Origin of the sequence: Pseudoxanthomonas putridarboris (genome assembly GCF_038321125.1) — a bacterium.
In the GTDB taxonomy this organism is placed as follows: domain Bacteria; phylum Pseudomonadota; class Gammaproteobacteria; order Xanthomonadales; family Xanthomonadaceae; genus Pseudoxanthomonas_A; species Pseudoxanthomonas_A putridarboris.
In genome coordinates, this window is sequence record NZ_JBBWWT010000009.1 from 55,352 (window position 1) to 79,056 (window position 23,705).

General features: G+C 69.8%; 19 protein-coding genes and 1 tRNA gene. 11 read left to right on the plus strand and 9 right to left on the minus strand.

What is annotated here, in order from left to right:
- Positions 1-7: 7 nt before the first annotated feature.
- The 4 genes from AAD027_RS16010 (at position 8) to AAD027_RS16025 (ending at position 7,460) form a co-directional block, all read left to right on the plus strand.
- The gene (locus tag AAD027_RS16010) at positions 8-3,787 is read left to right on the plus strand and encodes a translocation/assembly module TamB domain-containing protein (protein WP_425605480.1); all 3,780 of its coding nucleotides are present in this window, start codon (positions 8-10) and stop codon (positions 3,785-3,787) included.
- A 189-nt stretch (positions 3,788-3,976) separates the two neighbouring features.
- A complete protein-coding gene (locus tag AAD027_RS16015) occupies positions 3,977-5,047 on the plus strand; it encodes a winged helix DNA-binding domain-containing protein (protein WP_341727033.1) in 1,071 nt (356 codons plus the stop codon).
- A 71-nt stretch (positions 5,048-5,118) separates the two neighbouring features.
- The gene (locus AAD027_RS16020; RefSeq protein WP_341727034.1) at positions 5,119-7,266 is read left to right on the plus strand and encodes a S46 family peptidase; all 2,148 of its coding nucleotides are present in this window, start codon (positions 5,119-5,121) and stop codon (positions 7,264-7,266) included.
- A 17-nt stretch (positions 7,267-7,283) separates the two neighbouring features.
- Positions 7,284-7,460, plus strand: coding sequence for an oxidoreductase-like domain-containing protein (locus AAD027_RS16025; RefSeq protein WP_341727035.1), 177 nt, complete (start codon positions 7,284-7,286; stop codon positions 7,458-7,460).
- Between the two features lie 383 nt (positions 7,461-7,843).
- Here the strand turns inward: AAD027_RS16025 and mnmG are convergent, their stop codons facing one another.
- Both mnmG and AAD027_RS16035 read right to left on the minus strand, forming a co-directional pair.
- Complete coding sequence (mnmG, locus tag AAD027_RS16030) at positions 7,844-9,733, minus strand: tRNA uridine-5-carboxymethylaminomethyl(34) synthesis enzyme MnmG (RefSeq protein WP_341727036.1); 1,890 nt, start codon at positions 9,731-9,733, stop codon at positions 7,844-7,846.
- Between the two features lie 472 nt (positions 9,734-10,205).
- The gene (locus tag AAD027_RS16035) at positions 10,206-10,844 is read right to left on the minus strand and encodes a hypothetical protein (protein ID WP_341727037.1); all 639 of its coding nucleotides are present in this window, start codon (positions 10,842-10,844) and stop codon (positions 10,206-10,208) included.
- Between the two features lie 163 nt (positions 10,845-11,007).
- Between AAD027_RS16035 and AAD027_RS16040 the strand changes: the two genes are divergently transcribed.
- The 3 genes from AAD027_RS16040 to AAD027_RS16050 are packed head-to-tail and all read left to right on the plus strand — an operon-like array spanning position 11,008 to position 13,056.
- Positions 11,008-11,973 carry a threonine ammonia-lyase gene (locus tag AAD027_RS16040; protein WP_425605476.1) on the plus strand — a complete coding sequence of 322 codons (966 nt, stop codon included), beginning with the start codon at positions 11,008-11,010 and terminating at the stop codon, positions 11,971-11,973.
- The gene (locus tag AAD027_RS16045) at positions 11,970-12,578 is read left to right on the plus strand and encodes a YdcF family protein (RefSeq protein WP_341727039.1); all 609 of its coding nucleotides are present in this window, start codon (positions 11,970-11,972) and stop codon (positions 12,576-12,578) included. Before AAD027_RS16040 ends, AAD027_RS16045 begins: the two co-directional genes overlap by 4 nt.
- 49 nt (positions 12,579-12,627) lie before the next feature.
- Positions 12,628-13,056 (plus strand): ketosteroid isomerase-related protein, encoded by a 429-nt coding sequence (locus tag AAD027_RS16050; RefSeq protein WP_341727040.1) that lies wholly within the window; start codon positions 12,628-12,630, stop codon positions 13,054-13,056.
- A 269-nt stretch (positions 13,057-13,325) separates the two neighbouring features.
- Here AAD027_RS16050 and bioC read toward each other — a convergent pair whose 3' ends face one another.
- The 4 genes from bioC to bioB form a co-directional block, all read right to left on the minus strand.
- Positions 13,326-14,240, minus strand: a complete 915-nt coding sequence (gene bioC / locus AAD027_RS16055) for a malonyl-ACP O-methyltransferase BioC (protein ID WP_341727041.1) — start codon at positions 14,238-14,240, stop codon at positions 13,326-13,328.
- A 145-nt stretch (positions 14,241-14,385) separates the two neighbouring features.
- Positions 14,386-15,159 (minus strand): pimeloyl-ACP methyl ester esterase BioH, encoded by a 774-nt coding sequence (gene bioH / locus AAD027_RS16060; protein ID WP_341727042.1) that lies wholly within the window; start codon positions 15,157-15,159, stop codon positions 14,386-14,388.
- 177 nt (positions 15,160-15,336) lie between these two features.
- Positions 15,337-16,536 carry an 8-amino-7-oxononanoate synthase gene (bioF, locus tag AAD027_RS16065; protein ID WP_341727043.1) on the minus strand — a complete coding sequence of 400 codons (1,200 nt, stop codon included), beginning with the start codon at positions 16,534-16,536 and terminating at the stop codon, positions 15,337-15,339.
- A gap of 140 nt (positions 16,537-16,676) precedes the next feature.
- Complete coding sequence (gene bioB, locus AAD027_RS16070) at positions 16,677-17,753, minus strand: biotin synthase BioB (RefSeq protein WP_341727044.1); 1,077 nt, start codon at positions 17,751-17,753, stop codon at positions 16,677-16,679.
- Positions 17,754-17,814: 61 nt separating this feature from the next.
- Between bioB and AAD027_RS16075 the strand changes: the two genes are divergently transcribed.
- Positions 17,815-18,519, plus strand: a complete 705-nt coding sequence (locus AAD027_RS16075; protein ID WP_341727045.1) for a double zinc ribbon domain-containing protein — start codon at positions 17,815-17,817, stop codon at positions 18,517-18,519.
- A gap of 460 nt (positions 18,520-18,979) precedes the next feature.
- Positions 18,980-19,492, plus strand: a complete 513-nt coding sequence (locus AAD027_RS16080; protein ID WP_425605477.1) for an HdeD family acid-resistance protein — start codon at positions 18,980-18,982, stop codon at positions 19,490-19,492.
- 62 nt (positions 19,493-19,554) lie between these two features.
- Here AAD027_RS16080 and ubiA read toward each other — a convergent pair whose 3' ends face one another.
- Positions 19,555-20,454: a 4-hydroxybenzoate octaprenyltransferase gene (ubiA, locus tag AAD027_RS16085; RefSeq protein WP_341727047.1), complete on the minus strand. Its 900-nt coding sequence runs from the start codon at positions 20,452-20,454 to the stop codon at positions 19,555-19,557.
- Positions 20,455-20,557: 103 nt separating this feature from the next.
- On the opposite strand from ubiA, the gene AAD027_RS16090 reads away from it, so the two are divergent.
- Both AAD027_RS16090 and AAD027_RS16095 read left to right on the plus strand, forming a co-directional pair.
- Positions 20,558-21,589, plus strand: a complete 1,032-nt coding sequence (locus tag AAD027_RS16090; RefSeq protein ID WP_341727048.1) for an NAD(P)-dependent alcohol dehydrogenase — start codon at positions 20,558-20,560, stop codon at positions 21,587-21,589.
- A gap of 57 nt (positions 21,590-21,646) precedes the next feature.
- Positions 21,647-21,723 (plus strand) — tRNA-Arg (locus AAD027_RS16095).
- A 155-nt stretch (positions 21,724-21,878) separates the two neighbouring features.
- Here the strand turns inward: AAD027_RS16095 and AAD027_RS16100 are convergent.
- Both AAD027_RS16100 and AAD027_RS16105 read right to left on the minus strand, forming a co-directional pair.
- Positions 21,879-22,508, minus strand: a complete 630-nt coding sequence (locus AAD027_RS16100; protein WP_341727049.1) for a trimeric intracellular cation channel family protein — start codon at positions 22,506-22,508, stop codon at positions 21,879-21,881.
- A gap of 119 nt (positions 22,509-22,627) precedes the next feature.
- The gene (locus AAD027_RS16105; RefSeq protein ID WP_341727050.1) at positions 22,628-23,668 is read right to left on the minus strand and encodes a L,D-transpeptidase; all 1,041 of its coding nucleotides are present in this window, start codon (positions 23,666-23,668) and stop codon (positions 22,628-22,630) included.
- Positions 23,669-23,705 lie beyond the last annotated feature (37 nt).

Sequence of the window (23,705 nt, forward strand, 5' to 3'; positions counted from 1 at the left end):
GGCGCGCATCGCCGAGCTGCGCGCGCGCCGCAGGGCGCGGCTGCGCGTGCTGGCGATCCGCAGCGCGATCGGTGCCGCCGTGCTGGCGGTGCTGCTGTGCATCGGCCTGTACTGGCTGCTGCAGACCGTGGCGGGCCGCGACGTGTTGCTGGCGCAGGTGATCGCGCGGATGCCGGCCAATGCTTCGTTGACGTGGGAGGAAGTGGATGGCCCGGTGGCTGGCCCGTTGACGCTGCGCGGCGTGGATTTCCGCTGGGACGATATCCGCTTCACCGCACGCGAGGTCTACCTGGACCCGGACCTGCGCCCGCTGCTGGGCAAGCGCCTGCGGCTGGACGTGCTGAAGATCGCCGGCGCCACGCTGGACATGCCCAAGAGCGATGAACCGTTCGAACTGCCGCACTGGCCCGGGTCGTTGCCGCAGATCGAGATGCCGCTGTCGATCCAGGCCGATCGCCTGGAGATCGACGGCTTGGCGATCCGGCAGAGCGGCCAGCCGGTCATCGACATCGCGCGCGCGCGCGGCGGCATCGACATCGGCAACGGTTACTTCCACGCCGAGGACCTTTCCGTGGGCAGCGACCGCGGCCAGTTCCACGTCCACGGCGGCTACGCGCCTCGCAACGGCTACCTGACAAACCTGGTGGCCACCGGCGTCTTCCCGGCCGGCAGCGGCCGCACGCCGGCGCGGCTGGGCCTGGTGGCGCGCGGCAACCGCGCGCAGATGAGCGTGGGCATCGCCGGCGCCGCGCCGGCGCCGCTGCGCGCCACGCTCAGCCTGAGCGGCGAGCAGAAGCCCACCTGGAATTTCGCCGCGAAGACCGAGGCGCTGGACCTGTCGTTGCTGGGCGTGATGGAGGACAGCACGCCGGTGGCGTTCGACCTGACGGCGAAGGGCGCCGGCGGCGCGGCCGAATTGCAGGGCAACGCGCGGCAGGGCGAACTGGCGCTGGTGATCGACCCATCGCGCGCGCGCATCGACGACGAGGTGCTGACCGTCGAGCCGCTGGCCGTGCGCCTCTTCGATGGCATCGTCACGCTGCGCGGACGCGCCGACTTCACCGTGCCGGAGAACCCCGACTTCCGCTTCGCCGTCAACGCGCGCAACCTGCGCTGGGGCACCGAAGCCGAAAGCATGATCGGCGCCGACGGCGATTTCGGATTCGCCGGAAAACTGGAGGCCTGGGCCGCCATCGGCAAGGCCACGCTGACCCGCGACGGCGAAAGCGCTGTGCTCGATTTCGACGGGCGCGGCGACAGCGAGCGCGTGCGCCTGGAGAAGCTGCAGGTGCGCATGCCCACCGGCACGCTGGACGCCACCGGCCAGGTCGGCTGGGCACCGACGCTGCAATGGGACATCGCCACCACGTTGGCGGGGTTCGACCCCGGCTATTTCCTCGCCGGCTGGAAGGGCGACATATCCGGGCGGCTGGCATCCAAGGGCATGCAGCGCGAGGACGGCCGGTTCCAGGGCACGCTGGATGTGCCGAAGCTGGAGGGACGCCTGCGCGATCGCCCGCTGGATGCGAAGGGACGGTTCTCGCTGGACGGCACGCAGGGCGAAGGCACGCTGGCGCTGACGCTCGGCGGCAGCCGCGTGGAGGCCGAAGGCAAGGTCGGCGACACGCTGGACGTGGATGCGCGACTGCAACCGCTGCGCCTCAACGACCTGCTGCCGGACGGCAGCGGCAGCCTGGCCGGCACGCTGAAACTGACCGGCGCGCGCGATGCGCCCAATGTCGATGCCGATCTTTCCGGCGACCACCTGCAGTGGCGGGACTGGAGCGCGGAAAGCCTCGGCCTGCGCGGCCGCCTGCCCTGGCGCAACGGCAGTGGCGAGATCGCGTTGCGCGGCACCGCCGTCAACGTGGGCATGGTGCTGGACAGCGTGCGGGTGGACGCGCGCGGCGCGGTGGAGGACCTGCGACTCGACGGCGATGCGCGCAATGCGATGGGCGCGGTGGCGCTTTCCGGCAGCGCGCAGAAGCGCGGCCCCAACTGGCAGGGCACGCTGGACGCGCTGCGCGTGGCGCCGGCGAAGGGCGAAGCATGGACGCTGCGGCAACCCGCGCGCTACGCCCAGAACGGCAACGCGTGGACACTGTCGGAAGCCTGCCTGGCCCCCGGCATCGGCGGCGAACTGTGCGCCAGCGCCGATTGGCCGCGCCAGGGCCTGAAAGTCCGCGGCGAAGCGCTGACACTGGCCCTGGTGCAGCCGTGGCTGCCGCCCAACAACGGGCGCCCGCTGGCGTTGCGCGGCGAATTCACCCTGGACGCCTCGCTGCGTCCGGCGGGCAACGCATGGCAGGGCGAAGTGCACCTGGCCTCTCTCGACGGCGGGGTGAGGATGGGCAGCGCATCGCGCGGCGAGATCATCCACTACGACAACTTCACCTTCGATGCGGATTTCACCCCGCAACGCATCCAGGCACGGCTGGGCACCGGCTTCAAGGGCGATGGCTATGTCGATGCGACCTTCAACACCGGCTGGGACGAATTCGCGCCGTTGCGCGGCGACCTGTATTTCCACAATTCGCGGCTGTTCTGGCTGGAACTGTTCTCGCCCGATCTGGTGCGCCCGCGCGGCAAGCTGGCCGGCCACATCGGCCTGGCCGGCACGCGCGGCAAGCCCTTGTTGAGCGGCGAAGCCACGCTGACCGAGTTCAGCGGCGAACTGCCCTCGCTGGGCATCGCGCTGACCGACGGCAGCGCCGACCTGGTGGCCCTGTCCGACGGCAGCGCGCGCATCGACGGTTCGATGCGCAGCACTTCCGCCACCGGCGGCAGCGAACCCGGCGGCGTGCTGCACGTCACCGGCAGCCTGGGCTGGGACAACGATGACGTGCCGCTGCAGTTCCGCGTGCGCGGCGACAACATACTGGCCTCGGACACCACCAAACTGCGCGCGGTGGTCTCGCCCGACGTACAGGTGGGTTTCGCCGACAACACCATCCAGGTGCGCGGCGCGGTCGGTATTCCCTCCGCCACCATCGACGTGGAAAGACTCAGCGATGGCGTGTCCACATCCGAGGACGTCGTGGTGCTGGACCCGGCCGATCCCGAGCGCGCGCCCAGCTCGCGCCTGGACCTGGACCTGGCGCTCAACGTGGGCGACGGCGTGAACCTCAAGGGCTACGGCCTGGAAGGCACGCTGGCCGGCACTTTGCGCGTGCGCTCGCGGCCCGGCCAGGAAATGGCCGCGACCGGCCGTCTGGACGTGGACGGCCGCTACGAAGCGTACGGACAGAAGCTGCGCATCACCCGCGGCGAACTGACCTGGAGCAACAACGCGGTGTCCGACCCGCGCATCAACATCCGCGCCGAGCGCGAGGTGGTCAGCGCCGGTGTCACCGCCGGCATCGACGTGACCGGCCGCGCCAGCCAGCCGCGCGCGCGCGTCTGGTCCAATCCGGAAACCTCCGAATCCGAAGCGCTGGCCTACCTGGTGCTGGGCCGCTCGCTCACCACCGCCAGCAGCGACGAAAGCCGGCAGATCAACGCCGCCTCGTCGGCGCTGTCGGCCGGCGCCGGCCTGCTGGCCTCGCAGCTCGGCGCGCAGCTGGGGCTGGACGACGCCGGCGTGCTGGAATCGCGCACGCTGGGCGGCTCGGTGTTCGGCGTGGGCAAGTACCTCTCGCCCAAGCTGTACGTCAGCTACGGCGTGTCGATGGTCGGTTCCGGTTCCGCGGTCACGCTGAAGTACCTGCTGCGCAAGGGCTTCGACATCGAGATCGAGTCCAGCACCATCGAAAGCCGCGGCTCGATCAACTGGCGCCGGGAGAAGTAGCGCTCGCCTGTAGGAGCGGCTTCAGCCGCGACTGTGGAGTCCGGAAATGCAGTAGACACGGATCAAGGCGAATGAACACGGATAAAGCATTACGTTCTTGATCGCTTTCATTCTCCTTGATCTGCGTCTGATGATTCTTTCAGGCTCCACGGTCGCGGCTGAAGCCGCTCCTGCAGGAGATTGTTGCCGATGGCCGCTTCGCCGCTGACGCTACACCGCCTCCACCGCCATGGCATTGTCGGGCCCGTGGCGGAAACGCCGGCCGAGGCCGTGCGCCGCATGGCTGCGGTGCAGGCGCAGGACTACCACGCCTCGCTGTGGGCGGTGGGCCTGCGCACGACAGGAGCGACGGCGAAGGATGTCGAGGAGGCCATCGCACGCGGCGAGATCGTCCGCACCTGGCCGATGCGCGGCACGCTGCACCTGCTGGCGCGCGAGGACGTGCGCTGGATGCTGGCGCTGATGGCGCCGCGGGTGCAGGCCGCGAATGCCGCGCGCATCGCCCGCGACTACGGGCTGGACGCGAAGACGCTGGCGCGTTGCCGGCGCGTGCTGGAAAGAGCGCTGGCCGACGGCAGGCCGATGGCGCGCGGCGCGTTGTACGCACGCCTCGACGAAGCCGGCATCGACAGCAGCGGCCAGCGCGGCCTGCACGTGCTCAACTGGCTGGCCCACGAAAGCCTGATCTGCCAGGGCCCGCGCGAAGGCAGGCAACCCACCTTCGTCTGGTTCGATGCCTGGGTGCCGCCCGCGCCCCCGCTGGCGCGCGACGAGGCGCTGCGACGCCTGGCGCTGCGCTACGTGCAAGGCCACGGCCCGGCGACCGCGGCCGACCTGGCCTGGTGGTCGGGCCTGACGCAGAAGGATGCGAACGCCGCGCTGGCACTGGCCTCGCCCAGGCTGGCGCAGGAAACGCGGGATGGACGGACATGGTGGTCGGCAAGCGACGCCGCGCGACCGCGCGCCTCCCGCGCCGTGCACCTGCTGCCCGCGTTCGACGAGTACGTCATCGGCTACCGGCACCGCGACGCGGTACTGGAGCCGCAACACACACGGCGCGTGATCGGCGCGAACGGATTGGTCAGCCCCACCGTGGTGATCGATGGACGCGTCGTCGCCACGTGGAAGCGCACCGCGGACACGCGCGGCGAGGCGGTCGTCGCGCCGTTGCGGGCGCTGACGGACGCCGAACGCGATGGCCTCCGCACGTCCGCCATGCGACTGGAGCGTTTCCTGGGCATGCCCGTGCGCATCGCCTGAACTGCGGCGGCGCCCGGCATTTGCCGCATCGGACGCATGCCGCTATCGTCGCCGTCCTGTTCCCACGGACCATGACGATGCGCCGCCGACTCCCGATCTCCGCCCTCGCCCTGGGCATCGCCTTCACCCTGCCCGCGCACGCCGACGAAGGCATGTGGATGCCTTCGCAACTGCCCGGCTTGGCGAAGACGCTCCGCGAGGCCGGCTTCAAGGGCGATCCGGAGTCGCTGGCCGACGTGACCCGGGCACCGCTCAGCGCGGTGGTGCGCGCGGGCGGCGGCACCGGATCGTTCGTCTCGCCCGACGGCCTGATCCTGACCAACCACCACGTCGCCTACGGCGTGATCCAGTACAACAGCAAGCCCGGGAACAACCTGATCGACCACGGTTTCATCGCCGCCGACCGCGCGGGCGAACTGCCGGCCAATCCTGATTTCCGCGTACTGGTGACGGTGGGCTACGACAAGGTCACCGAGGCGGTGCTGGAGGAGGCCGCCGGCAAGACCGGGCGCGACTACTTCGACGCGGTGGACCGCGCCAGCAAGGCCATCGTGGCCGAATGCGAACAGGAGGCCGGCATGCGCTGCAGCGTGGCCAACACGCACTACGGCACCGACTTCTACCGCATCAAGCAGCTGGAACTGCGCGACATCCGGCTGGTGTACGCGCCGCCGCGGGCGATCGGCAACTACGGCGACGAGATCGACAACTTCATGTGGCCGCGCCACACCGGCGATTTCACCCTGCTGCGCGCCTACGTGGGCCAGGACGGCAAGCCGGCGGCCTACGATCCGGACAACGTGCCCTACCGCGCACCGGCGCACCTCACGCTGGCGAAGGACGGCCCGAAGGCCGGCGACTACGCGATGCTGGCCGGCTATCCCGGCATCACCTACCGCCACCGCACCGCCGCCGAATTCGACGAGCAGGTGAACTGGACCCTGCCGGCGCGCGTGGACGTGTTCGACGAACTGATCGGCGTGGTCGAAGCCGCCGGCGCGCGCGACGCCGACGCGAAGACGCACTATGCCGCGCAGTTGCAATCGCTGAAGAACAACCGCAAGCGCGCCGCGGGCGAGCTGGAAGGGCTGCGCCGCAGCGACGCCGCGCGGGTGCGCGCCGAGGACGAGCGCGACATGCTGGCCACCGCCGCGGCCGAAAAGGAACGCACGGACATCGCCGCGCTGGCCGCGTCGCTGGCGGAAGCCTCGGCCGTGCGCGAGCGCGAACTGCTGCTGGGCCTGTTCGGATCGCAGACGCAGCTGATGCGCGCCGCGATCATGCTGGAACGGCTGCGGGTGGAATCGGCCAAGCCCGATGCCGAGCGCGAAAGCGGCTACCAGGTTCGCGATCACGCCTTGATCGAAGGTTTTCTCAAGCAAGTGCAGCGCCGCTACTCGCCCGGAGTGGAAAAGGCCCTGCTGACTGCGCTGCTGGCGCGTTACCAGCAATTGCCCGACGCGCAGCGCCTGCCCGTGTTCGATGCCGCGTTCGGCCGCACGCCCGCCGAGCTGGAGAAGTCGCTGGACACGCTGTACGCCGGCACCACGCTGGGCGACGAAGCCGCGCGGCTTTCGCGCTTTGCCGCCGCGCGCGAAGGCCGGCCGCTGGCCGCCGATCCGCTGGGCGACCTTGCGTCGAAGCTGGTGCCCGCGCAACTCGCGCTGGAGCAGCAGCGCAAGACCCGCGAAGGCGAGCAGCTGCGCCTGCGCCCGGCCTACATGCGCGCGCTGTTCGCCTGGCGCCAGCAGCAGGGCCGCGCGCTGTATCCGGACGCCAACGGCACGCTGCGCGTCAGCTTCGGCAAGGTGGATGGCTTCTCGCCGCGCGACGGCGTGCGCTACACGCCCGTCACCACGGTGGCCGGCATCGTCGAGAAGAACACCGGCGAAGCGCCGTTCGACGCGCCCAAGCCGCTATTGGACGGCATCGCCGCAGGCGACTTCGCCGGCACCGAGGACGCGGCGCTGGAGACGCAGACGGTCAATTTCCTGACCAACCTGGATACCACCGGCGGCAACTCCGGCTCGCCCGTGCTCAACGCGCGCGGCGAATTGATCGGCCTGAACTTCGACAGCAACTGGGAATCGGTCAGCGCCAGCTGGATGTTCGACCCGCGCTACAAGCGCGCCGTGCACGTCGACATGCGCTACATGCGCTGGCTGATGGACAAGGTGTACCCGGCGCCGCACCTGCTGAAGGAAATGCGGGCCGACTGACCGGAAGACCGGACCGCATGGCGAGCGACCTGCCCGACGACGATCCGCGCCCGGTGGAACCCGAAGCGCCGCTGCCCAGCGACTGCTGCAACAGCGGCTGCCCGATCTGCGTGTACGACCTGTATGCCGAGCAGATGCAGCACTACCGCGAGCAGCTGGCGAAATGGAAGCAACGGCATCCGGAGGCGTCATGAGCACGCGGCACCGGCATGGCCCGGTACCTGCACTGCGACGTAAGTCGCGACCGAAAACCAAGGGTGATTCTTCACAACGGATGTGCCGCGTGGGTATGGCGCCGAACCGAATTGTGCAGGCACGCTTGGATCCGCGGTCGCGACTCACGTCGCTCCTACAGTGAGAAGCAGGCCAATCGCGCGACCCATGCAAGGCGAAGGCTCGGCCTGTGGGAGCGACGTGAGTCGCGACAGAAAACCCAGAGTCTTCAGCCACGGATCAACAGGGAAAGGTGGATCGAAGCAAAAGCGCTTCATCCTTATTTATTCGTGTCGATTGATGTCTTTCGTTTTTGAGGTCCTCCTGTCGCGACTCACGTCGCTCCCACAGGATGCAGACGGCGTCACGCCACCCGGCTGCGCCGCGCGCGCTCCAGGTGCACCAGCAGCAGCGAGATGGCGGCGGGGGTCATGCCGGGGATGCGCTGGGCCTGGCCGATGGTTTCCGGCTGCACGCGCTCCAGCTTCTGCTGCACCTCGGCGGACAGGCCGCGCACACTGGCGAAGTCGAAGCCGGCCGGGATCGGCGTCGATTCGTTGCGCTGCTGGCGTTCGATCTCGTCGCGCTGGCGGCCCAGGTAGCCGGCGTACTTCACCCCGATTTCCACCTGCTCGGCCACCTGCACGTCGTCCACCGCGGGACCCAGCGAGGGCACCGTCATCAGCTGGGCGTAGCCCAGTTCGGGGCGCTTGATCAGGTCCAGCGCATTGGTCTCGCGGCTCACCGCCACGCCCAGCGTTTCCTGCACGTCACGGCCCAGCGCGTTGGCAGGCGTCGCCCACAGCGCGCGCAGGCGGTCGGTCTCGCGCGCGATGGCTTCGCGCTTGGCCTCGAAGCGCCGCCAGCGCGTGTTGTCCACCAGGCCCAGCGTGCGGCCGGCTTCGGTCAGGCGCAGGTCGGCGTTGTCCTCGCGCAGTTGCAGGCGGTATTCCGCGCGGCTGGTGAACATGCGGTACGGCTCCTTGGTGCCGTGGGTGATCAGGTCGTCGATCAGCACGCCGATGTAGGCTTCGTCGCGGCGCGGCGACCAGGCGTCCTTCTGCTGCACGAAGCGCGCGGCGTTGAGGCCGGCGACGAGTCCCTGCGCGGCGGCCTCCTCGTAGCCGGTGGTGCCGTTGATCTGGCCGGCGAAGAACAGGCCCGCCACCGCCTTGGTTTCCAGCGAAGCCTTCAACCCGCGCGGGTCGAAGAAGTCGTACTCGATGGCGTAGCCGGGACGCGTGATGTGCGCGTTCTCCATGCCGCGGATGCTGCGCACCAGCGCCAGCTGCACGTCGAACGGCAGCGAGGTGGAGATGCCGTTGGGATAGATCTCCGCCACGTCCAGGCCTTCCGGCTCGACGAAGATCTGGTGGCTGGCCTTCTCGGCGAAGCGCACCACCTTGTCCTCGATGGACGGGCAGTAGCGCGGGCCGATGCCTTCGATCTGGCCGGTGTACAACGGCGAACGATCCAGCGCATTGCGGATGATCTCGTGGGTCCGCTCGCTGGTGTGGGTGATCCAGCACGAGACCTGGCGCGGATGGTCGGCCGCATCGCCCATGAACGACATCACCGGCAACGGATCGTCGCCAGGCTGCTCTTCCATCACGCCGTAGTCCAGCGAACGGCCGTCGATGCGCGGCGGCGTGCCGGTCTTCAGGCGATCGACGACGAACAGGCCCTCGCGCAGCCTGTGCGCCAGCGCGGTGGCGGGCGGATCGCCGGCACGGCCGCCGGCGTACTGGGTTTCGCCGACGTGGATCTTGCCGGCCAGGAAGGTGCCGGCGGTCAGCACCACCGCCGGCGCATGGAAATGCAGGCCGGTCTGGGTGATGGCGCCGCGCACGGTGCCGTTCTCGATGACCAGGTCGTCGACGGCGGCCTGGAACAGGGTCAGGTTGGGTTGCGCCTCCACCGCCCGGCGGATCGCGCCGCGGTACAGCGCGCGGTCGGCCTGGCAACGGGTGGCGCGCACGGCAGGCCCCTTCGACGCGTTGAGCGTGCGCCACTGGATGCCGGCACGGTCGGCGGCCCACGCCATCACGCCGCCGAGGGCGTCGATCTCCTTGACCAGATGGCCCTTGCCGATGCCGCCGATGGCCGGGTTGCAGCTCATCGCGCCCACGGTTTCCACGTTGTGCGTCAGCAGCAGCGTGCGCGCCCCGGCGCGCGCGGACGCCAGCGCGGCCTCGGTGCCGGCATGGCCGCCGCCGATGATGATGACGTCGTAGTGGTGGAAGCGGTCGTTCATGCGCTGCGGACGTGGAATCGTGATTGTGGAGGTGTGGGCGGTGGGCGGCGCCTGGACCGGCCTTGGAAGGGACGGATGAGCCGGCCGGGCAAACCGGGGCGGCAAAGTTGGCACGCTTCCTGCTGCATCCCCTTGCACCCGCCGTGGCAAGCGACCAGGGGCGCCAGGCTGGAATTGGAACAGGGGCCAGCCATGCGCACGTCGGGGATGCCGGGGGCCGGTAGTCGGGGGACTGCCGGCCCCTTTTTTATTGCGCGCAGGATACCAGAGACAAGAAAAAGCCCGGCATTGCCGGGCTTTTTGCATAGGCGCCGACGCCCGGCGGGGCCGGAACAGGGGGGATCCAGATTTCCCCGCCGAACGTCGACATTGAACCTTATATTGCCGATCACGTCAGAAAGCGACGCAACCGGTCAACTCGCGGTCCAAGCCTGCGACGATGGGGGACGGAACGCAATAGTCCACCCCGGGATCAGGGCTCCTGCTGACGGACGGAACGGCTGCTTTCGCGGGGGGCGCTCGGACGGGGCGTGGCCCGTTCCACGCGCGGCGCGGACCTTTCGACCCGCGGCGTGGCGGGGCGTTCCATCGTCCGCGGCCGTTCCGCCGTGCGCGGCATCGACGGCGACGGCGTCACCCTTGGCTGCTGGTAGCCCCCGCCGACGCGCGGCTGGCTGGGGGCCGGCGACACCTGGTTGGGGCGACTGGGAACCAACGGCTGCGAACCGCCCTCGCGCCAGCGGCCGGTCGGGTCGCGCCACGGCGGCGGGCGGTTGCCGCCCCCGGACGACGGCGGCGGCTTGTTGCCGGTGTCGCCGGGACGGGGCGGACGCGGGTAGTAGTGCGGCCGGTAATACGGGTAATACGACCCGTAATAGCCGTAGTACGGGTAGCCATAGGAGCCGCGATAGCGGGACGAACCGCCATACGTGCCGTACACGCCCAGGCCGCCGTAGTAATAACCGTCGTATCCGTACGGGCTGTAGTACTCCGTCGAAGGCCTGCCATGGTAGTAGCCGCCCGGGGCGGTATTGCCCACGTAGTCATAGGTCGCGCAGCCACCCAGCAGGGTGCTGGCGAACACGACGGCCAATAGAGATGTGCGCTTCATGGCGGAACCCCCGTTACAGTGCCATCGCAGCATCGGCCCCGGGCTTTGAATCCGTGCTTAACCCTGCCGGCCGGTACCGTCGCCGCTCAGCTGGGCGAAGGCTTTCCGGCCCGCCCGGCAGGCAATCCGGCCGGGGCGGACGATCGGGGCGATGCGTTAACCTTTGTCCATGCCGATCCCCCTGCCCACGTTCGACGACGTCCTGGCCGCCGCCGCACGCATCGCCCCGCATGCCCATGTCACCCCGGTCCTGCGTTCACACGCGCTGGACGATCTGGCCGGCTGTCGGCTCCATTTCAAGGCCGAACCCCTGCAACGGGCCGGCGCCTTCAAGTTCCGCGGCGCCTGCAACGCGGTCTGGGCGCTGGAAGAAGCCGACGCCGCCCGCGGCGTGGCGACCCATTCCTCCGGCAACCACGGCGCCGCGCTGGCGCTGGCGGCCAGGACCCGGGGGATTCCCTGCCACGTGGTGGTGCCCGAAGGCGCCAACGCCGCCAAGCTGGCCAGCATCGAACGCTACGGCGCCACCGTGCACCCCTGCCCGCCCACCATCGCCGCCCGCGAGGACACGGCCGAGCAGGTGCGGCAGCGGACCGGCGCCACCCTGGTCCATCCCTATGCCGACCGCCAGGTGATCGCCGGCCAGGGCACGGCGGCATTGGAACTGTTCAACGCCAACGGCCCGCTGGACGCCGTGTTCGCCCCGGTCGGCGGCGGCGGACTGATTTCCGGCACCGCGATCGCCGCCGCGGCCATCGCACCCGCTTGCCGCGTCTACGGCGCGGAACCGGAAGGCGCGGCGGACACGGCCCGTTCCCTGGCCGCGGGCGAGCGGCAGGTCGATTTCGTACCCGACACCCTCTGCGACGGTCTGCGCGGCGCGCTGGGCGAACCCAACTTCGAACTGCTGCGCCAACACCGGGTGGACGTCTTCACCGTCGCCGACGCCGACACCGTGGCGGCGATGCGGTTGCTGTGGCAGTGCCTGAAGCTGCTGGTCGAACCCTCGTCGGCCATCGCGCTGGCCGCGCTGCTGCAACAGCGGTCGCGGTTCGTGGGGCTGTCGGTCGGCATCGTGCTGTCCGGCGGCAACGTGGACGTGGATGCGCTGCCGTGGGGGCGGGCATGAACGCGCGGCGCGGCAGGAACCGGCGCAGCCCGGCCCGCTGGCTCTGGCGCCTGCTGCTGCTGGTGCTGGCATGGCTGGTCGGGGTGGCCGCCTACATCGCATGGATCGGGCAGCGCGACGACGCGGCGGCCTCCGACGCCATCATCGTGCTGGGCGCCGCCGCTTACGACGCCAAGCCTTCGCCGGTGTTCGAGGAGCGCATCCGCCACGGCATCGACCTGTACAAGCGCGGGCTGGCGCCGAAGATCATCTTCACCGGCGGTTACGGCGGCCTGGGCGCGCGCTTCTCCGAATCGCAGGTGGCACGCCGCTATGCGCTGCGCAACGGCGTGCCGGACAAGGCGATCCTGATCGAATCGGTCTCGCGCAACACGCACGACAACCTGCGCCAGGCCTCGGCGCTGATGCAGCAGCACGACCTGCACCGCGTCATCATCGTCAGCGATCCGCTGCACATGGCGCGCGCGTTGCGGATCAGCCGCGAGCTGGGCATCCAGGCGGTGGGATCGCCCACCCCGACCAGCCGCTTCCGCAGCTTCGCCACGCGCTGCCGCTTCCTGCTGCAGGAAGTGTATTTCTTCCATCGCGACCGCCTGCCGCGCTGAGCGCGTGGCGTATGATCGGCGCGACGGCCATTCCCGGGGGGATTCCCGCATGAAGATCGACGGCACGCGCAGACAGGACCGCGCCACCGAACTGGTCCTGACCTACTACACGGCGTTCAACCGCGGCGACTGGGACGGCATGCTGGCGCTGCTGGCCGACGACGTGGCGCACGACCTCAACCAGGGCGCGCGCGAGACCGGCCGCGAGGCGTTCGCCGCCTTCCTGTCGCGCATGAACGCCCGCTACCGCGAACAGCTGCGCGACATCGTGGTGCTGGCCTCGCCCGACGGCGCGCGCGCGGCGGCGGAATACGTGGTGCACGGCGAATACCACGCCACCGACGAAGGCCTGCCGCCGGCGAACGGACAGAAATACGTGCTGCCCGGCGGCGCATTCTTCGACATCCGCGACGACAGGATCGTGCGCGTGACCAACTACTACAACCTGCAGGACTGGATCCGCCAGGTCGGCGGCTGACGAATCCTGTATGTAGGAGCGGGCCATGCCCGCGATGCTCTTCGCGACGTGCCGGGAAAAGCATCGCGCCCATCGGCGCTCCTGCGACCCGCAGGACTGGAACCGCCAGGGCGACGGGCCCGCCACGCGTAGGGTGCGCCCCGGCGCACCACGTCCCGATGCCCGTTCCGTGGTCAGGATGATGACGGGCGCACCGCAGCACGCCGGGTGACGGACGGGCAAGAAGCGACGGCAGGTATACGCATCACGGCGGTGCGCCGGGGCGCACCCTACGTTTCCCTGCGGCGGATCGGAATGGCCGACACCGGCACGGCGGCGATGTCCTCGCCCTGCCCGCGGATCGGCGCGCCCGGCGGTGGCGCCCAGGCGTGGGCGTAGATCACTTCCCAGGTGCTGGGCAACTTGCCGTCGGCGCTACGCAACGGTTCGTACGCGGCGGCGGCGGCGGCGAAGCGCGCACGCCCGGTCAATGTATGGCGGCGCTGTTGCAGCGCATTGGTGGCGCCCATCGCGCGCAGTTCGCGCATCAGGGCGGACAGGTCATCGTAGGTCAGGGTGAAGCGGTCGCGGTCCAGCACCGGATCGCGGAAGCCCGCCATCATCAACGCATCGCCGAACTGCGCGATGGGCGGGAACGGGCTGACGTGCGGCACGGCATCGGCCTGGGCGAAGGCATCGCGCAGTTCCTGCAGGGTTTCCGGGCCGAAGGTGGAACACAGCAGCAGGCCGCCCGGTTTCAGCACGCGGCGGAAGCCGGCGAATGCGGCCGGCAGGTCGTCCACCCATTGCAGGCTCAGGTTGCAGAACAGCACGTCGGCGCTGGCTTCGGCCAGCGGCAACGCGCGCAGGTCGGCGCAGACACGCGCGAACGGCTTCCACCAGCCGGCCTGCTTCTTGGCCTCGCGCAGCATCGGCAATGCCAGATCCAGCGCCACCACCTGCGCCCTGGGCCAGCGCTTGCGCATCGCCGCCGCCGCGTGCGCCGGGCCGCAGCCCACGTCCAGCACGACCCGGGGATCGCGACGCTCGCTTTCGCCCTGGCGCAGCGCCAGATAGTCCAGCGATTCCATCAGCCGCTTCTCGACCTCGTGCTGCAACGCCGCCGCCGCGTCGTAGCCGGCGGCGGAGCGCGAGAAGGCGCGGCGGATGTGGCGATGGTCGAAGGTGGTCATGAGTTCGTGCATTGTAGGAGCGACGTCGGTCTCGACCGCGTGGATTCAGCGCCCTGGGCGCGCCGGCACGGGGACGATCGAACAGCAACCGCCCGTGCGTTCGGCTTGGAGATGGAATGGTGGTGCGTCGGCATGGCGGTCGCGACTCACGTCGCTCCTACAACGAGGCGACGGGCAACGACTGCATGAACCGGTCCACTTCCGCCGCGACCGCATCGGCATGGCCCAGGAACGGCGCATGGCCGCCCCCGGCGATCTCGATGAACGTGCTGTCGGGAGCGAGCGCCGCCGCTTCGCGCATGCCGGCGGACGGCACCAGCCGGTCGCGTCGCCCCGCCAGCCACAGGCTGGGGACGGACAGCGCCGGCAAGGCGGCGCGCAGGTCGGATTCCTCCAGCAGGCGCAGGCCGTCCTGCAGCGCGCGCGGCGCCGGTTCGCCGCGCGCGTACAGCGCGTCCTTCAGCGTGCGCAGTTCGCTGCGGGCGTGTTCCGAGCCGATGGTGTCCAGCGCCAGGAAGCGCTCCAGCGTGCCGGCGTAGTCGCTGCGCAATTCGTCGCCGAATTGCAGGAACACCGCAGGGTCCACCGCATGCGCCCAGCCGTCGCCGCGCACGAAGCGCGGCGTGGCCGCCACCATCGCCAGGCCACGCACGCGCGGCGAAAGCGAGGCGGCCTTCAACGCGAACAGGCCGCCCAGCGACCATGCCAGCCATGGTGCCGGCGGCGTGCGCGACAGGATTTCACGCGCGGTGTCGGCCAGCGTCAGCGGCGTCGATGCGTCGCGGCTGTGGCCATGGCCGGGCAGGTCCACGAGGTGCAGGGTGTAACGGTCGGCCAGCCGTTGCGCCAGCGGCGCGAACACGCCGCCATGCAGGGCCCAGCCATGCAGCAGCACCAACGGCGGGCCACTGCCCGTGGATTCGATATGCATGCGCGTATTGTCGCCGATTCCACCCGGCCGCCGCGCGCATCCGTGCGTAGGAGCGCCCCATGGGCGCGATGCTTTTTTCGCAGCCCACCAGGGATCGACGGGATTCGCCGGGAATTCCGCGAAAAAGCATCGCGCCCATGGGGCGCTCCTACAGGTCGGGCGGTGGTCAGGGGGAGGTCACGCCACCGCGCCGTGCACCCGCTGCACCGCATCCCACGAACGCGCCAGCGCGGTGACCAGCGCATCCACGTCCTGCGGCGAATGCAGCGCGGACAGGGTGACGCGCAGGCGCGCCTTGCCGTCGGGCACGGTCGGCGGCCGGATCGCCGGCACCAGGTAGCCGGCGCTGTCCAGCGCGGCCGACAGGGCCAGTGCGTTGGCGTCGCTGCCGCACAGCACCGGCTGGATCGGCGACTCGGAGGCCATCAATTCCAGACCGGCGCGCTGCGCGCCGTTGCGGAAACGGTCCACCAGCGCCTGCAGCTTCTCGCGCCGCCAGTGGTCGCGGCGCGCGTGCTTGACCGCCGTGCGCGTGGCCGCGGCCAGCGCGGGCGGCAGTGCCGTGGTGTAGATGTAGGGCCGCGCGGTTTCGGCCAGGTGCTGGATCAGCGTGTCCTCGCCGACGACCACCGCGCCGTAGCCGCCCAGCGCCTTGCCCAGCGTGACCAGCTGCAACGGCACGTCGGCCACGCCCATGCGCGCCTCGGCCACGCTGCCGCGCCCTTCCGGCCCGCGCACGCCGACGCCGTGCGCGTCGTCCACGTAGAACAGCGCCTGCTGCATGCGGGCGACCAGGCTCAGCGCGCGCAGCGGCGCGGTGTCGCCGTCCATGCTGAAGACGCCGTCGGTGGCCAGCATGGCCGCGCCCTCGGGCGATTGCTTGAGCTGGCGCAGCGCGCCTTCCGGGTCCAGGTGCGGATAGCGGCGCAGCCTGGCGCCGGCCAGCCGGGTGGCGTCCAGCAGGCTGGCATGGTTCAGACGATCCTGCACGCAGACATCGCCGTCCTCCAGCAACGCCTGCTGCACGGCCAGGTTGGCCAGGAAGCCGCTGCCGAACAGCAGCCCGCGCGGATAGCCCAACCACTCTGCGATATCGCGCTCCAGCGCCTCGTGCACGGCGTGGTGGCCGGTGATCAGGTGCGAGGCGCCCGCGCCGGCGCCTTCGCGCGCGGCGGCGTCCTGCAACGCGCTGACCACTTCGAACTGCTGCGCCAGGCCCAGGTAGTCGTTGCTGCTGAACTCGGTCAGCCAGCGCCCGTTGACCTCCACCTTGACGCCATCGCGGCGGGCGACGGTGCGGCGCGCACGCTGGCGACCCAGCGCGATGCGCTGCTGGCGCTGGGCGAGGATGCGGTCGTGCAGGTCGGGGCGGGTCATGTCGGCGGGGCCTGGTGGAAAGAAGGCGACGGCGCGGCGCGGATGCGAAGACCGGCGCACACGGCGACGACAAGACGCCGGCCCGCGTCGTCCGCGCCAGCGTCACATCCTTCCGTACTGCCCCCTGTCCACTATCCCGACTACGCCGCCCGGCCGCGGAGCGGCGCGGAAGCAGTGATGTCGGCATGCACCGTACCGCTGCCGGGGGCATCGGTTCTGTGATGGTCGTGGCTGTTTTCGACCTGTACGGCCATCGGCCGCAGGCCCAGGCGGGCGAACAGCGCCTGGTCGCGCCCGGTATCGGGGTTGCCGGTGGTCAGCAGCTTCTCGCCGTAGAAGATCGAGTTGGCGCCGGCCAGGAAGCACAGTGCCTGCAACTCGTCGCTCATGCCCTCGCGGCCGGCCGACAGCCGCACCATCGACTTCGGCATGGCGATGCGGGCCACCGCGATGGTGCGGACGAACTCGAACGGGTCCAGCTCGGCAGTGCCGTGCAGCGGCGTGCCCGCCACCTGCACCAGCCGGTTGATCGGCACCGAGTCCGGGTGCGCCGGCAGGTTGGCCAGCGCCTGCAGCAGGCCGGCGCGCTGCTCGCGCGACTCGCCCATGCCGACGATGCCGCCGCAGCAGGTCTTCATGCCGGCGTCGCGGACGTGGCCCAGCGTGTCCAGGCGGTCCTGGTACTCGCGGGTGTGGATGATGTCGCCGTAGAACTCCGGCGCCGTGTCCAGGTTGTGGTTGTAGTAGTCCAGGCCGGCGTCCTTCAGCGCGTGCGCGTGTTCGGACGACAGCATCCCCAGCGTGGCGCAGGTCTCCAGGCCCAGCGCCTTCACTTCGCGGATCATCTCGGCGACCTTGGGGATGTCGCGGTCCTTCGGCGAGCGCCAGGCGGCGCCCATGCAGAAGCGCGACGCGCCGGCGGCCTTGGCCTGTTGCGCCTTGGCCAGCACCTGCTCGGTGCTCATCAACTTCTGCGCATTCACCCCGGTGTCGTAGCGCTGCGCCTGCGGACAGTAGGCGCAGTCCTCCGGGCAGCCGCCGGTCTTCACCGACAGCAGCGTGGACACCTGCACCTCGGCCGGGTCGAAATGCCGGCGATGGACGCTGGCGGCACGGTGCAGCAGTTCGGGGAGCGGCAGGTCGAACAGGGCCAGCAGTTCTTCGCGCCGCCAGTCGTGGCGCAGGGCCGGGGTGTCGTTGGAAATGTGAGCGGACATCGCGGCCTCGCGGGGATACAGTCGGGGAAGTCTGGAAACCACGGACGGGGCTGTCAACCATATGGATATCCTGCAAGTTGACAGGTGGTGGCGCCGGCTGGGCCGTGGCCTGCTGGTGCCGCGCTGCCTGTTGTGTAGCGAACGCGGCATCAACGGCTGCGATCTGTGCGCGAAATGCCGCGATTGCCTGCCATGGAATCGTTCCGCCTGCCCTCGCTGCGGCCTGCCCTTGCCCCTGCCGGACGAGTGCGGCGAATGCCTGGTCCGTCCCCCGCCCGTCGCCCATACGGTGGCCGCGTTCGTCTACGGCTTCCCGCTCGACCGGCTGGTGCCGCGCTTCAAGTTCCACCACGACCTGGCCGCGGGACGGTTGATGGCCCAGCTGATGGCCGGCCCGCTGGCGGCCGCGCCCCGCCCGGAGGCGCTGGTCCCGGTGCCGCTGCATGCCGGCCGCCTGCGCCAGCGCGGCTACGACCAGGCGTTGGAACTGGCCAAACCGCTGGCCCGCTCGCTCGGCCTGCCCCTGCGCGCCGGGCTGCTGCGGCGCGTTCGCGCCACCGCGCCGCAATCGGAGCTGGATGCCACCGCCCGCCAGCGCAACATGGCGCGCGCCTTCGCCGTGGAGATGGAATATCCGCTTCCCGTGCATGTCGCCCTGGTCGACGACGTGATGACCACCGGAGCCACTTTGCACGCGGCGGCGAAGGCCTTGAAGAAAGCCGGCGTGGCGCGCGTGGATGCCTGGGTCTGCGCGCGGGTGCCGTAAGGCGTTTCTGGATAGGCTCCTGTGGGGGCGACGTAAGTCGCGACGGGTCTATCGGTAAAGCCTCATCGCGACTTGCGTCGCTCCCACAAGTCGCCTCCACAAGGATGGCAGGCTTCTGGCGCCTGCGTAGTATGGCAGCGACCTGTAAGCCCCAAATCCCGTCATTCCGGCGCAAGCCGGAACCCAGTGCCTACCTCTTGCTGCACAGGAAACAACCCGCACGTCCTGTGCAAAGAAGCGAAGGCACTGGGTTCCGGCTTGCGCCGGAATGACGGTAGATGGATCCCGGAGGTGGATCCCGGAACGACGACGGATGGGTCCAAACCCCTCCGCGCCGCGATCCGGACACCCTTGCTTGCTTGACCCGCTCCCACCGCAGGCGTATTCGTACGCCGCGTTCCCAACCCTGGAGGCGGCGATGAACAATGGCCCGTTGGCGAGCATGTCGCGCAGTTGATGGGTGTTCCTGTTGTATGGACTGGTAGCGCTGGTCTTCGGCGCAGCGTCGTTGCTGTGGCCCGGCCGTACCATGCTGGCGTTGGTGCTGACCTTCGGCATGTTGTCGCTGGCCGACGGCGTGGTCAGCCTGTTGAGCGTGTTCCGCAAGGACATCGCGCTGCCGAACTGGTTGCTGCTGCTGTACGCAGCGGCGTCGCTGGGGTTCGGGTTCCTGGCGGTCACGCAACCGGTCGCGATGGCCGAGGCGTTGCTGTGGTTGCTGGCGCTGTGGCTGATCATCGCCGGCTTCGCGCGCATCGTTTTCGCCATCCAGGTGCGCAAGCTGGTGCGGGGCGAATGGCTGCTGGCGCTCAGCGGGCTATTGGCCATCGCGCTGGGCGTACTGTTCTTCGCGCGTCCCGGCATCGGCCTGGTCACCGTGGCCGTGTGGATCGCCATCGGCGCCTTGCTCTACGGCGTGCTGCAGATCGCGGTGGCATTGCGGCTGCGGCGCCTGCAGAAGCCGCTGGCGTAGAGCGTCCGGATCGGAGCGCCGCGCCAAGGCGCACCCTGCCCCGGCGGCACCGGAGGATGGCCTCAGCGCTTCAGCGCAAGATCCAGTGCGATCGCCGCGAACACCGCCGCCCCCACCCAGTTGTTGTGCAGGAAAGCCCTGAAGCAGGCATCGCGCCCGCGATGGCGGGCGATGACGAATTCGTACGCCACCAGCAATGCCGCCACGCCCAGCCCGGCCCAGTAGTAGGCACCCAGCCCGGCCTGCCGGCCCACCAGGTACAGGGCCAGCAACACGAGTGCGTACAGCACGCCCTGGATCGCCAGGTCCAGGTCGCCGAACAGGATGGCGGTGGATTTTGAACCAGCGCGGATGTCGTCCTCGCGGTCGACCATCGCGTACCAGGTGTCGTAGGCCGTGGCCCACAGGATGTTGGCGGCGTACAGCACCCACGCCAGCGGCGGCACCTCGCCCTGCACCGCCGCGAACGCCATCGGGATGCCCCAGCCGAACGCCAGCCCCAGGTACACCTGCGGCAGGTAGGTGTAGCGCTTGAGATACGGATAGCTGGCGGCCAGGAACAGGCCGGCGAAACTCAGGTACACCGTCAAACGGTTCAGCGTCAGCACCAGCGCGAAGGCCACGATCATCAGCGCCGCGAACACCAGCAGCGCCTCGCGCCCGCTCACCGCGCCGGTCGCCAGCGGGCGGCCCCTGGTGCGCTCCACCAGCGGGTCCAGCCAGCGGTCGGCGTAATCGTTGATCACGCAGCCGGCCGAACGCGTCAGCCAGACGCCGGCGGTGAACACGAACAGCGTCCACCACGGCGGCACGCCATCGGCGGCCAGCCATAGCGCCCACCACGTCGGCCACAGCAGCAGCAGCACGCCGATCGGCCGGTCGCCGCGCACCAGTTTCCAGTACTGACCCAACCGCTCCCGCCAGCGCGGGACGGCAGGTGTCTCGAAGCGTTCGTAAGCCATCGCGGAACATTCATCCAACGGGACGCGCATGCCGGCTTGACGGACCGCTAACCGGCATCGGCGCAGGCTGGGATTCTAACGCCGCGCAGGAAACGAACCCGCGATGAAAGCCGTCCGCTTCGTCGAAACCGGCCGACTGGCCGAAGTGATCGACCTGCCCACGCCCCGGCCCGGTCCGGGACAGGTGCTCCTCAAGATCGCGGGGGCCGGCGTCTGCCATTCCGACCTGCACATCATGGACGAGGACCTCGGCCTGAAGGGGCCGTTCACCCTGGGCCACGAAAACGCCGGCTGGATCGCCGGCCTCGGCGTCGGCGTGGAAGGCTGGAAGGAGGGCGACGCCGTGGCCGTCTACGGCCCCTGGGGCTGCGGGCGCTGCCACGCCTGCCAGACTTCGATGGAGAACTACTGCGAGAACCATGCCGCCCTGGGCACGATGGGCGGCGGCCTGGGCTCGGACGGCGGCATGGCCGAATACATGCTGATCCCTTCACCCCGCCTGCTGGTCCCGCTGCAGGGACTGGACCCGATCGCCGCCGCGCCGCTGTCCGATGCCGCGCTGACGCCCTATCACGCGATCAAGCAGGCCCTGCCACTGCTGACGCCCGATGCCACCGCGCTGGTGGTGGGCGTCGGCGGCCTGGGCCACATGGCCGTGCAGATCCTGCGCGCGCTGACGCCGGCGCGCCTGATCGCCGGCGACATCGACGACGCCAAGCTCGCGCATGCGCGCGAACTGGGCGTGGAACACGCCCTGAACACCCGCGATGGCGAGGCCGCCGCCCAGGCGATCACCGACCTGGCCGGTCCGCGCGGCGTGGCCGTGGCGCTCGACTTCGTCGGCGCGCAGCCCACCATCGACCTGTGCGCACGCGTGGTCGGCCGCAACAGCCGCCTGAGCGTGGTCGGCCTGGGCGGGGGCGTCGTGCATTACGCCGCCAACCGCCCCCCTTACGGCTGCCAGGTCACCGTGCCGTACTGGGGCTCGCGCACGGAACTGATGGAAGTGATCTCCCTGGCCGCCGACGGCCGCATCCGCGCCGACGTGGAAACCTTCCCGCTGGAACAGGCGGTGGAGGTCTACCAGCGTCTGCGCGAAGGCCGGATCCACGGCCGCGCGGTGCTGCTGCCCTGAACGGATGCCGCGGCCATTGGGTCGCTCGCGCGCTTCGGGTAAGCTATGCCGCTCTGCGCGCCCGTAGCTCAGCCGGATAGAGTAGTGGCTTCCGAAGCCATTGGTCGGGGGTTCGAATCCCTCCGGGCGCGCCATTCCCCTGCTTGGGCAACCCGGGCCTGGACCCGCGACAACCCGTTGGCGAGCGTGTTCTCGCCTATTCGCGGTTATCCGGGACCGGATTTCTCGCCAGCTCCCCCGTTTTTCTGGCGAGGCTTGAGAAAAGCCTCTCGATTGCCAAACCGCCCGCTCAGTCCCATTTCCCACGATAGGCGAATCCCGGCATGTCCCAGCCATGGCGGATCGCGAGCAGCCTCAGGATCAGTCCCAGGCCCATCGCCGACAGCATGGCGACGCCGTGGTGCACGCCGAGCTGGCTCCCGCCCATGTACACCAGGCCGGTGATGAGGGAGACCGTGGCGTAAAGCTCCTTCTGGAACAGCAGCGGCGTCTGCCCGCACAGGAGGTCCCTGAGCACGCCGCCACAGGTGCCGGTGATCATGCCGCTTGCGATGACGATGGCCAGCGGCAGCGACAGCGCATGCGCGACGTTGCATCCGATCACCGTGAACACCACCAGTCCCAGCGCGTCGAGGAACAGGAACAGTCTCCTCAGCCGCACGATCAAGGGCGCCAGGACGCCTACCGAGAGCGCCGCGACCAGCACATAGCCCAGGTACTCCGGATGCCGCACCCAGCCCAGGGGATAGTGGGACAGCAGCACGTCGCGCACCGTGCCCCCGCCAAGTGCCGTGACGCTCGCGATCACGCAGACTCCGAACCAGTCCATGCCGCGCCGCCCGGCGACCAGCGCCGCCGTCATCGCTTCGGCCACGATCGCCACCAGGTACGCCACGTGCATCGCACTCTCTTCCGACATCGGATTCCTCCTTTCATGCGGGGACGCGATCACGGGCACTGTACGCCGGTCGCTGCGCGCCAAAGCCCGGCGCCCGCGAGATGGCCGCCGCGCCAGCAACGGCCGTAGCGAGTATCGGATCACGGCCCGCCTGGAGGCTCCGCGTCCACCACACGCACTTTCTGTCCGCCCGTCGTGGCCGGCAGGATCGGGGCGTCGGTCGCCACCAGGATCGTGCCGGGCCGCAGCAGCGGGTAGACATGGTCCACGAACGCGGGAGGCAGGCTCACGCTGTCGATCGTGGCGGCATCCAGGACTTCGCCGCCTTCGCTTTCGTGGCCGGGAACGGGATAGGCATGCCACTGGGGCGCTTTCCCGCCCGGAAACCGGGGGAATGTCCCGTCCATGTAGGCCGGGGACATCACGTATACGTGCGTGCCGCTGCTGCGCGGCGGTCCGCCCAGGGCCAATCGCGAACGCCCGATCTCGACACCGCCGCGCAGCACGACGAGCTGCCTGTCGCTGCGGCTCAGTACGAGCGAGATGGGGCCCTCCTCCGCCAGTTCCGGCGTCCAGCGGTACTCACGGCCATCCGCCAGCGACGGCATGTCCGGATGCTTGCCGGAACGTGGATCCACCGGGGAAACCACGCCCGGATGCACCAGGGCCATCGGCACCGCGCCCTGCCGCGCGATCACCACGGTCATTCCCATGTCGGTCGATTCGAACAGCAGGCGCGCGAACTCCGTCGGCAGATGGAGGCATCCATGGGATTCGGGATAACCGGGCAATCCGCCCGCGTGGATGGCGATGCCGTCCCAGGTCAGGCGCTCCTCGTACGGCATGGGGGCGTTGTTGTACTTCCTGGAATGATGGTCCTTGTCCTTTTCCAGGATGGTGAACACACCGGTAGGCGTCTCGTGGCCGGGCTTTCCCGTGCTGATCGTGGAGACGGCCACCAGCACCCCGTTGCGGTACACGTACAGGCGCTGCTCGTCGATGCTGGCCACGGCGACCATGGGCCCCATCGCCTTGTCGTCGCCTCCCCAGATCCAGTCCCCGGGCCCGAGTTCGCCGAGGGGCGTGTCGACGCTCCTCGACTGCTTCGCTCCCCAGAAAGGGGCCGTGGCGGATGCCGACGCGATGGAGCACAAGAGCAGCAGGCCGGCGACCGCCACCATCCGGCATGTCTTCGTGCGCCATCGTGTCCTCCACCGG

Coding starts and splice junctions, on each gene's coding strand:
- AAD027_RS16020 (WP_341727034.1), top strand. CDS start 5,119: ATGACGATGCGCCGCCGACTCCCGATCTCCGCCCTCGCCCTGGGCATC.
- AAD027_RS16035 (WP_341727037.1), bottom strand. CDS start 10,844: ATGAAGCGCACATCTCTATTGGCCGTCGTGTTCGCCAGCACCCTGCTG.
- AAD027_RS16025 (WP_341727035.1), top strand. CDS start 7,284: ATGGCGAGCGACCTGCCCGACGACGATCCGCGCCCGGTGGAACCCGAA.
- AAD027_RS16050 (WP_341727040.1), top strand. CDS start 12,628: ATGAAGATCGACGGCACGCGCAGACAGGACCGCGCCACCGAACTGGTC.
- bioC (WP_341727041.1), bottom strand. CDS start 14,240: ATGCACGAACTCATGACCACCTTCGACCATCGCCACATCCGCCGCGCC.
- AAD027_RS16105 (WP_341727050.1), bottom strand. CDS start 23,668: ATGGTGGCGGTCGCCGGCCTGCTGCTCTTGTGCTCCATCGCGTCGGCA.
- AAD027_RS16090 (WP_341727048.1), top strand. CDS start 20,558: ATGAAAGCCGTCCGCTTCGTCGAAACCGGCCGACTGGCCGAAGTGATC.
- AAD027_RS16075 (WP_341727045.1), top strand. CDS start 17,815: ATGGATATCCTGCAAGTTGACAGGTGGTGGCGCCGGCTGGGCCGTGGC.
- bioB (WP_341727044.1), bottom strand. CDS start 17,753: ATGTCCGCTCACATTTCCAACGACACCCCGGCCCTGCGCCACGACTGG.
- AAD027_RS16015 (WP_341727033.1), top strand. CDS start 3,977: ATGGCCGCTTCGCCGCTGACGCTACACCGCCTCCACCGCCATGGCATT.
- mnmG (WP_341727036.1), bottom strand. CDS start 9,733: ATGAACGACCGCTTCCACCACTACGACGTCATCATCATCGGCGGCGGC.
- bioH (WP_341727042.1), bottom strand. CDS start 15,159: ATGCATATCGAATCCACGGGCAGTGGCCCGCCGTTGGTGCTGCTGCAT.
- ubiA (WP_341727047.1), bottom strand. CDS start 20,454: ATGGCTTACGAACGCTTCGAGACACCTGCCGTCCCGCGCTGGCGGGAG.
- AAD027_RS16100 (WP_341727049.1), bottom strand. CDS start 22,508: ATGTCGGAAGAGAGTGCGATGCACGTGGCGTACCTGGTGGCGATCGTG.
- AAD027_RS16045 (WP_341727039.1), top strand. CDS start 11,970: ATGAACGCGCGGCGCGGCAGGAACCGGCGCAGCCCGGCCCGCTGGCTC.
- bioF (WP_341727043.1), bottom strand. CDS start 16,536: ATGACCCGCCCCGACCTGCACGACCGCATCCTCGCCCAGCGCCAGCAG.